This window comes from Candidatus Rhabdochlamydia sp. W815, assembly GCF_018642185.1.
Classification (GTDB): domain Bacteria; phylum Chlamydiota; class Chlamydiia; order Chlamydiales; family Rhabdochlamydiaceae; genus Rhabdochlamydia; species Rhabdochlamydia oedothoracis.
Map to the genome: position 1 here is coordinate 1 of NZ_JAAVTY010000059.1, position 8,741 is coordinate 8,741.

The 8,741-nt window shown below is 35.3% G+C and carries 11 protein-coding genes, 1 tRNA gene and 1 pseudogene; all 13 read left to right on the forward strand.

What is annotated here, in order from left to right:
- Positions 1-103 precede the first annotated feature (103 nt).
- Positions 104-385 (forward strand): transposase, encoded by a 282-nt coding sequence (locus RHOW815_RS05020; RefSeq protein ID WP_215217243.1) that lies wholly within the window; start codon positions 104-106, stop codon positions 383-385.
- Between the two features lie 412 nt (positions 386-797).
- A tRNA-Gln gene (locus RHOW815_RS05025) sits at positions 798-869 on the forward strand.
- 25 nt (positions 870-894) lie between these two features.
- Positions 895-1,812, forward strand: a complete 918-nt coding sequence (locus RHOW815_RS05030) for a ribose-phosphate diphosphokinase (RefSeq protein ID WP_215217244.1) — start codon at positions 895-897, stop codon at positions 1,810-1,812.
- Positions 1,813-1,855: 43 nt separating this feature from the next.
- A complete protein-coding gene (locus tag RHOW815_RS05035; protein WP_215217245.1) occupies positions 1,856-2,416 on the forward strand; it encodes a 50S ribosomal protein L25/general stress protein Ctc in 561 nt (186 codons plus the stop codon).
- Positions 2,403-3,035, forward strand: coding sequence for an aminoacyl-tRNA hydrolase (pth, locus tag RHOW815_RS05040; RefSeq protein ID WP_215217246.1), 633 nt, complete (start codon positions 2,403-2,405; stop codon positions 3,033-3,035). The genes RHOW815_RS05035 and pth overlap by 14 nt, the downstream gene beginning before the upstream one ends.
- Positions 3,036-3,067: 32 nt before the next feature.
- Positions 3,068-3,391, forward strand: a pseudogene (gene rpsF / locus RHOW815_RS05045) (30S ribosomal protein S6); the annotation flags it as partial.
- Entirely contained in the window at positions 3,380-3,637 is a 258-nt protein-coding gene (rpsR, locus tag RHOW815_RS08590; RefSeq protein ID WP_245397591.1) for a 30S ribosomal protein S18, read from the forward strand. The pseudogene rpsF and the gene rpsR, both read left to right, overlap by 12 nt.
- An 11-nt stretch (positions 3,638-3,648) precedes the next feature.
- Positions 3,649-4,116 carry a 50S ribosomal protein L9 gene (gene rplI, locus RHOW815_RS05050; protein ID WP_215217247.1) on the forward strand — a complete coding sequence of 156 codons (468 nt, stop codon included), beginning with the start codon at positions 3,649-3,651 and terminating at the stop codon, positions 4,114-4,116.
- A gap of 6 nt (positions 4,117-4,122) precedes the next feature.
- Entirely contained in the window at positions 4,123-4,983 is an 861-nt protein-coding gene (ispE, locus tag RHOW815_RS05055; protein WP_215217248.1) for a 4-(cytidine 5'-diphospho)-2-C-methyl-D-erythritol kinase, read from the forward strand.
- A gap of 24 nt (positions 4,984-5,007) precedes the next feature.
- The gene (gene rfaD, locus RHOW815_RS05060) at positions 5,008-5,997 is read left to right on the forward strand and encodes an ADP-glyceromanno-heptose 6-epimerase (RefSeq protein WP_215217249.1); all 990 of its coding nucleotides are present in this window, start codon (positions 5,008-5,010) and stop codon (positions 5,995-5,997) included.
- Positions 5,991-7,319 (forward strand): bifunctional heptose 7-phosphate kinase/heptose 1-phosphate adenyltransferase, encoded by a 1,329-nt coding sequence (locus tag RHOW815_RS05065; RefSeq protein ID WP_215217250.1) that lies wholly within the window; start codon positions 5,991-5,993, stop codon positions 7,317-7,319. The genes rfaD and RHOW815_RS05065 overlap by 7 nt, the downstream gene beginning before the upstream one ends.
- A gap of 114 nt (positions 7,320-7,433) precedes the next feature.
- Entirely contained in the window at positions 7,434-8,237 is an 804-nt protein-coding gene (locus RHOW815_RS05070) for an HD domain-containing protein (protein ID WP_215217251.1), read from the forward strand.
- A gap of 350 nt (positions 8,238-8,587) precedes the next feature.
- A partial coding sequence (locus RHOW815_RS09070; protein ID WP_350339773.1) for a helix-turn-helix domain-containing protein occupies positions 8,588-8,741 on the forward strand: 154 nt, incomplete at its 3' end.

Here is an 8,741-nt window from a genome sequence, read left to right on the forward strand (position 1 = left end):
TTATAGAAATAGACGAAAAAGGTTTGGTCTTCGGTTCAATCTAATTGCGGGCATTTATAATCTGGAGCTATGTTAATGGGTTTTGAAAGAGGTCTAAAGAATTGTGGTTATATGCGATAATGCTGCCTACTATAGGTCAAAAATTGTTGCAAATTACCTAAAAACATCCAGATTAGAAATCAAATTCTTGCCTCCTTATTCTCCCGATCTCAATCTGATTGAACGCCTTTGGCGATTCATGAATAAAAAAGTTCGCAATAATCGATATTATGAAAAATTCTTAGATTTCAAGACGGCAATTTATGCCTTTTTTGAAAACGTTCCTAAATATCGGGAAGAATTGCAGCCTCTTTTATCTAGGAAATTTTGCTTAGTTAAATCTTAATTTAAAAACAAACGAGTATACATCTAGTCCAATATAACACTTCATGGGTTGCTCCTAATTTTTTTTGCTCTTTAATGAGCGGTTTTTAGATTTAAAAAAATCTCTTTATATTGGAAAGTTTAACTTACTCCGTTTAAGGAGTAACCCCTTCTTTGTGTGCAATTATGGCATGTCTATTAGAGTCTTTTTAAAATTTATTCAACTGCGTAACTCCTATAAACATGGGTTTGAACTGGAGATTCTAGTCTTTAATTTTTTTTAAAAAATACTTTAACAAGCAAAAACCTTATTTAAAGATCTTTTTTTAAGTCAAGCGTAAATGCTGCATAAGCAGATCATTATCTGGGAAAAGATCTATTTAAAGTTGCTTTTTAATCTCCAAAAAACTAATCTTCGTTCTGTTTATAGATACTGGGGTGTCGCCAAGTGGTAAGGCAGCGGTTTTTGGTACCGCCATTCGGAGGTTCGAATCCTTCCACCCCAAATTAATTTAACTTAAAGCAATGTTCATGTCTTCGAGCAATTCTTTTATGTTGTTTGCAGGAACTTCTCATAGAGAGCTTGCAGAGCAAATTGCAAAAAGCTTGGAAATTGATTTAGGAAAAACTCTTATTGAGACTTTTCCAGATGGCGAGATAGGCATCTCTATTTTAGAGAGTGTCCGTGGTAAGGATGTGTTCGTTGTGCAATCAATGGCACGCCATCCAAATTCCTATCTCATGGAACTGTTGATTTTTGTTGATGCATTAAAGCGCTCATCCGCTCGCTCTATTATTGCCGTGATCCCTTATTTTGGGTATGCGCGTCAAGATCGAAGAGGGATGGGAAGAGAGCCGATTACAGCAAAACTTGTTGCAGATCTTCTGCAACGATCTGGTGTAACGCGTATATTAACAATGGATCTGCATACAGAGCAAATTCAAGGGTTCTTCGATATTCCTGTCGATAATCTTTATGCACGTCCGGCATTAGTAGATGCTGTTCGGAAATTACAGCCTAATCAAATAGTGACGCCTGATATCGGTAGTATTAAATTAGCTTGTGCTTTTGCAGAAAAATTAAATATTGATTTTGCAGTCATTGATAAACGACGTGTAAATGCAAATGAAGTGGAATCTGCTTTAATTGGAGATGTTCATCAGAAGCGTGTTTTGCTCGTAGATGATATGTGCTCAACCGGGGAGACTCTCAAAAAAGCAGCTTTAGTTTGCAAAAGAGCTGGGGCTAGCTTAGTTTTTGCAGCTGTTACACATGGATTATTTATAGGAAGATTTGAAAATAGTGGGATTGAAAGGATAATTATGAGCAATACTGTGCCAACTCCTAATTGCAATGTGGAAGTGGTCTCAGTAGCACCTTTGTTTGCAGAAGCAATACGATCAATTGTTAATGCTAAATCTATTTCCTCACTTTTTACACGGTTTTAATTTTATCTTAAGGAAATACCTTAGAAATTTGGAGTAATTTATTATGAAGCTTGTAGTGAAACCTCGTTTTAGCCAGAAAAAAAGCGAAGTAAAACAGATTCGATCCGTAGGGGATATTCCTGCTGTTATCTATTCTTTAAAAAAAGAGCCTGCGAGCCTAATCGTTAGTGGTCAAGAATTTGATACAGTATTAAGACAAATGCAACCAGGCCACTTACCAACAACTGTTTTTACCTTAAGTGATGGGGTAGAAGAGTGTCAGGCTATTATTAAAGAAATTCAATATCACGTAATTACCTATAAAGTTTCACACATTGATTTTGAAGAGTTAATAGATGGTGTAGATGTACATGTAAAAGTACCTGTTAATTGCATAGGAACCATGGAATGTATTGGGGTCAAATTGGGGGGAGTTGTGCGTCAGGTAATGCGTCATGTGAAAGTGAAATGTCAACCAAAACATATTCCTACAAAATTCGATGTAGATGTAAAAAACGCTAATATTGGGAATTCTTTACGTGTGAAAGATTTGCAAGGAATATCAAGTGATGTAACTATTCTAGCAAAAGAGCATGACGTTGTAGCTGTTATTGCAAAACGCTAATTTAAGAAGAGTTTTAACATTGAGAGAAACGGAAAAACATTTAATTGTTGGACTGGGAAATTCTGGTGAAAAGTATAAAAATACCAGGCATAATGTAGGGTTTAAAGCGATTGACTTTTTTGCTAATCATCACGGCCTTGTTTTTCGTGAATCAGTGCAGATTTGTGGATCTTTGGCTCAAGGTTGTATACAAAAGAAGCAGGTTATCTTATTGAAGCCTATGACATTTATGAACGTAAGTGGTGAATCGATAAAGAGCTGCATGCAATGCTTTTCTATTGCAAAAGAAAAGGTATTGGTTGTTTGTGATGATATCACAATTGCTTTAGGAAAGATGAGAATGCGAATGAAGGGATCTTCTGGAGGGCATAACGGGTTAAAAAGCGTATCTTTAAGTTTAGTTACTGAAGAATTCGCTAGATTGAGAGTTGGTGTGGATTTTCCACAATTAGAAGAAGATTTATCTGATTATGTATTGGGAAAATTCACTAAAGAACAACAAAAAATACTAGAAAAGTTGCTCCCTTTTACTACCTTGGTCTTAAGGGAATGGATTGTGAAAGGAATAGCTCCAAGTATGCAATTGGCCCATAGTTATCCAGATTGCAAAAATAGATAAATCATTTAAGTTTAAACTTATAGGAGAAAAAAATGGCTAAACAAAAAAGCCAACTCTACGAAGGAATATACGTTTTAAGCGCTACACTAAGCGAGGAAGCTAGACAAAAAGCGCTTGAGAAAATTACAAACGGTATTTTAGAGCGTGGTGGGGTAGAACATAAGATTTTTGATCAAGGTCGTAAAAAACTAGCTTATGAAATCAATAAGCGACGTGAGGGATATTATTACGTAATATATTTTACAATTGATACATGCTATTTCAAAGAAATTTGGAGAGAGTATCATTTAAATGAAGATCTTATCCGCTTTATGACTCTTAGAGCAGATAACGTTCCTGAAAAAATAGAGTTTAGTTATGAAGAAAAACAAACGGTTGAGAAGCCTTTTGCAAAAAAAAACAAGCAATGTCCTTTTAAATCAGCTGGGGTGCGCCATATTGATTATAAAGATGTTGAAACATTAGTTCGTTTTATTACAGAGCGCGGTAAAATCATTCCAAGAAGAATTACCGGTGTATCTGCTTATTACCAACGTAAATTAGCTCAAGCGATCAAACAATCAAGACATATGGCCCTTTTACCATTTGTCGCACAAGACTAAAAGGAAGATGTATGCGTAACCAACGTCAACGTAGTCAATTACTACTTTTGAAAGATGTCGAACAGCTTGGACGTAGCGGAGATATTGTACATGTGAAGCCTGGCTATGCGTGGAATTATCTGATCCCTACAGGTAGAGCGGTTTTCCCCGATAAGCGCACACTGCGCAACCAAGCAAATCTTAAGGAACAAAGAGAGCAGCAAGCAAACTTAGATCGTGAAGAATCTGAGTTAGTTGCTAAAAACTTAGAAGGAAAGTCTTTGGAAATTTTTGTGAAGGTAGATCCTGATGGTCATATGTATGGATCTGTAAAACCCCAAGATATTGTACTTTTACTGCAAGAAAACGAGCAAATTTTATTAGATCGCCGTAACGTTTTAACTCCAACTATTAAAGAGTTAGGAACATATAAAATTTCTCTTGCTCTTAAAGAAAATGTGCCTGCACAATTTACGTTGCATGTGATTAAAGAGGTCTAGAGTCTCTTGAACCTAAAAAATTTTAAGGGGAAAGATCAAGCGCTCACGCTGCTTTCCCCTGCTAAAGTTAATTTGTTTTTTCGTATACATCATCGAAGACAAGATCAATATCATCAAATTTCCTCTCTTTATCAAGCCATTAATTTATCAGATACCATCTCTATTTCTTTAGCTGAGGAAGACCTTTTTCATTGTAATTTGAATCATCTCTGTGACCTGCAAGGAAATTTCATTTGGCAAGCCGTATCTTTATTTCGTCAGAAAACAGGTTGGAATCAGAAGTTATCTATTCGCTTACAAAAGAATATTCCTTTGCAAGCGGGTTTAGGGGGAGGAAGCAGTAATGCAGCAACGACTCTGTGGGCTCTTAACCAGCTTTCCCATTACCAATTTGAAGAAAATCAGTTAGCTCTTTGGGCTGCTGAATTAGGTTCTGATATGGCTTTTTTCTTTTCGCAAGGAACTGCTTATTGCCAAGGAAAAGGGGAGATTATACAGCAGATAACCCACTTGCCGAGCACTCATTTCTGGTTAGCAACGCCTCAATTTGGCTTATCCACTACTGCAGTCTACCAAAAATGCGATGCGAGTAAGTTAACGCATTGGGATAGTGCTCAAGCTTTATCCGATACGCTCCAAGGTAAATTCATTTTAAGGAATGATTTGGAGCCAGCAGCCTTTGATTTAAAGCCGGAATTACGAGTCATCAAACATCAGCTTTTAGCGATGGGGTTTACACAAGTGTCTATGACAGGAAGTGGTACCACTTTTATCTGCTTTGGATCTTTAGAAACACTAGAATCACCAGGAGTCGTTTTTTATCCTGTGCATTTTTTACAAAGAAAGCTAGGCTATTGGTATCAATAATATTTAAACTTTAAGCGACTTTTAATGGATACAAAGATCTATGACGATCAATTTATTGTAATCACAGGAGCTGCGGGATTAATAGGTTCTTGCTGTGTCCGTTATTTAAACGATCAAGGATTTACTAATCTGATTTTAGTCGATGATATTAAAAAAACGAATAAGTGGAAAAATCTCCTAAACAAAAAGTATATCGATTTTATTTCAAAGCATCAATTATTTGATTGGTTAAAAGGTAAAGAAAAAGAAATAAAGGCCTTCATTCATTTAGGAGCTTGTTCTGATACTTTGGAACAAAATGAAGATTACTTGATGCAAAATAATTTGCGTTATTCCATTCGTTTAGCTGAATATGCCCTTCAAGCAAAACATCGATTTATTTATGCTTCTTCGGCTGCTACATATGGGGATGGATCTCAAGGCTTTATTGATGACCATGGTCAGCTCGAGTACTTAAAACCCTTGAATCTATACGGTTTTTCTAAACATGCTTTTGATTTATGGTTGAAGCAGCAAGGGGTTTTGGATCAAGTTACAGGTTTAAAATATTTTAATGTTTTTGGGCCTAATGAAAATCATAAAGGACGTATGGCTTCCATGATTTATAAAATGACATCGCTTGTGCAAAAGGAAAAAGTGATTCGTTTATTTGCTTCTTCAGACCCAGATCAATTTGCTGATGGAGATCAGTGTCGTGACTTTATCTATGTAAAAGATGCCTGTCAGATGACGTGTGAGTTCTTAAAAAATTCCCTAGGTGGTATTTTTAATATAGGATCAGGATCTGCTACTACGTGGCACTCTTTAGCTCTAGCTATTTTTAAAGCATTGAAAATACCACCTAAAATTACATTTATAGAAATGCCTAAAGAGCTCGGTTCTCAATATCAAAATTATACCTGTGCTGATATGGCAAAATATATAAAAGTTGTGGAACAGCCTAAGTTGTATTCTATACAAGATGCAGTAGAAGATTATGTGCAAAATTATTTAACCGTGGATAAGCGATGGTAAAACTTAGCGGCATGCTTAGTCAATTTGATCCTGTACATGTTTTGGTCATTGGTGACTTTTTGTTAGATACCTATACAACAGGTAAAATCAAAAGAATGTCTCCAGAGGCACCAGTTCCTGTTCTACATGTAGAAAAAGAAGAAAATCGCCCAGGAGGAGCAGGGAATGTTGTCTTAAACCTTATTTCACTAGGAGCGCAGGTGACTGCTGTAGGAAGAATAGGGTATGATTTTGCAGGAAAGTGGTTATACGGTTTTTTAGAAACAGAAGGGGTTAACGTCCAAGCGTTGTTATTTCAAAAAGGATATAAGACCTCTGTTAAAAATCGATTAATTGCAGATGCACAGCAAATTTTGCGATTTGATCATGAAGAGATTACTCCTTTATTACAAGATCTAGAAAAAAACCTTATCCAACAATTGCCAACTCTTTTAAAAAAAATACAAATGGTTGCTATTTCTGATTATGGTAAAGGATTTTTAACAGACTCGTTGTTAAAAGCTGTGATTCAGCTGGCTAAAAAACTTTCTATTCCTGTTATTGTGGATCCTAAAGGAGAAGATTTTAGCAAATACAGTGGAGCTACAGTACTCAAACCTAATCTATCTGAAGCAATTGCTGCTGCAAAACTTTTAAAAACCAGTCCTTTAGATCAAGTAGCCGAAGTTATTTTTAGCCAATGCTGTGCAGAAATGCTTTTAATTACATGTTCAGAAAAAGGAATGTCTTTATTTAAGCGGTCAGGGGATACATGTGATTTCTTTGTGTCTTCTAAAGAAGTGAAAGATGTAACGGGTGCAGGAGACACGGTTCTTGCTATGATGAGCATTGCATTAGCCAATCAGATGGATATAAACCACGCAATCCAACTCTCTAATATTGCTGCAGGAATTGCTATTGAAAAACTAGGTTGTGCACGAGTAACCCTGTCTAATATAGCTCAAAGGCTACTAGAGCTTGATGTTGAGAATAAGATTTTTGAGGAACATCATCTTTTTGTTTTGCAACAATCCTTAAAAGATGTTAGGTATACCGTTCTTGGAGTAGATAGTCAAAAAGGGATGACAACAGCTTTATTCTCTACTTTTCGAAAGCTATGCTCAAAAAAGCTTAAATCAAAACTCATTATTTATATCTGTGATACAAACCCAGATCAAGAATTTGTCCTATTGCTATCTTCTTTATCTGAAGTGGATTTTATCGTGCTTAAAAGTGAGAGTTTAAAAAACTTGTGCAAAATTATCCATCCTGAACATGTATTTATCATGGACCAATCAGAATTAATTCCGTTAACACATCCAATGGAGCTGTTTGTGTTATAAGGGGTAAGTGCATTTTTCTTTGATAAACAAAAAACTTTAATATCAGAAAATTTCTTCTTTTGTATATATATACTTATCTTTTATGATAATTTAAGTCTTAGTTTGGAAATTTTTATGAATAACTTTGCGTTTCCCTGTTTTATTTTAGCTATAATCACTAGCTCTTATGCTGATGATGTAAAGCCAAAGGTATCTATTTGTCAAGAATCTGCTCAGAAATTTACTAAGCAGATCATTCAGGAAAAAATAGAAGAGACAAGAGTTTTAGTTAGTAAAATTGTGCATGATGATGAAATTGTCATGACGCAATTTGATCTATTAGCAGAAGAGCTTATTACTGCTTATTGTCGAGAAAAAGGAGTTACTTTAAATGAAGTAGAAGAGATCTTACAAGCCATGCAATTTTCTGCAGAAAAGCATCGTTTTCAAACACGTAAAAATGATCGTAAAACCCCTTATGTATCTCATTGTTTTGAGGTTGCCTATAAAGTGATGAGTGTGGGAGAAGTAAGAGACTTAACGAGTATTTTAGCAAGTCTATTGCATGATACTCTAAAAGATACGCAAACAACAGCGGAAGAAATCGAAAAAAAATTTGGAAAGCAAGTTGCTAAGGTAGTAGATGAGCTAACAGGAGACAGAAAAATATCCTTACAAGAGAAAAAAAGACAAGAAACAATCAATGCATCATATCGATCAAAGCCCGCAGCCATAGTTCAACTGGCCGATACTCTTTGTAATACATTAGAGCTTCTAAATCACCCCCCCAAAGGCTGGAGTCGAAAATATATTGATCAATACTTTCAATGGGCACAGACGGTTGTAGACCGTCTTCCATCTGTTAACTTTAAGCTAAAAGAAGCTGTACTTCTTACATTAAATCAATATTGGGAAACACAAGCGGCTTCATCAAAATAAATGCAATGTGCTTTTTTACGCTGTTCTTTAAAGTTTAAAATTCTCTGGACCTATTCTGATCTTGCTACAATAGATCTCTTGCATAACCAATAATTTTAAAGGAATTTAGTCCATGAGATATGATTGTTTGAGCGATATATCTGGAAATGCTTTTGTTAAGATAGGAATCTATACATGAAAGCTTTAAAATAGGGGGTTATGCAAGAAGTTCAATAAATAATCCCCAATTACTCTACACAAGAAATATTTCTAAGTTAGTAAATATAAAAAACTAATACTAAGTCTTTTCAAGTTTGAAGTGCACAGAAGAATTAAAAAAAGAATAGGCAGGCGATGAAAGAATCTCTATTGTGATTTTTAACAATCAAACACAAGGAGAGACCTTGCCTAAAGGCTACCATCACCTAACCTATTACCAAAGATGTCAGATTTATATTTTAAAAGCTAGAGGAGATACATCTAGCTCAATAGCAAACATTCTAAAAGTTCATCATAGCACTATTA

Coding starts and splice junctions, on each gene's coding strand:
- RHOW815_RS05030 (WP_215217244.1), top strand. CDS start 895: ATGTCTTCGAGCAATTCTTTTATGTTGTTTGCAGGAACTTCTCATAGA.
- RHOW815_RS05035 (WP_215217245.1), top strand. CDS start 1,856: ATGAAGCTTGTAGTGAAACCTCGTTTTAGCCAGAAAAAAAGCGAAGTA.
- rplI (WP_215217247.1), top strand. CDS start 3,649: ATGCGTAACCAACGTCAACGTAGTCAATTACTACTTTTGAAAGATGTC.
- rfaD (WP_215217249.1), top strand. CDS start 5,008: ATGGATACAAAGATCTATGACGATCAATTTATTGTAATCACAGGAGCT.
- RHOW815_RS05065 (WP_215217250.1), top strand. CDS start 5,991: ATGGTAAAACTTAGCGGCATGCTTAGTCAATTTGATCCTGTACATGTT.
- RHOW815_RS05070 (WP_215217251.1), top strand. CDS start 7,434: ATGAATAACTTTGCGTTTCCCTGTTTTATTTTAGCTATAATCACTAGC.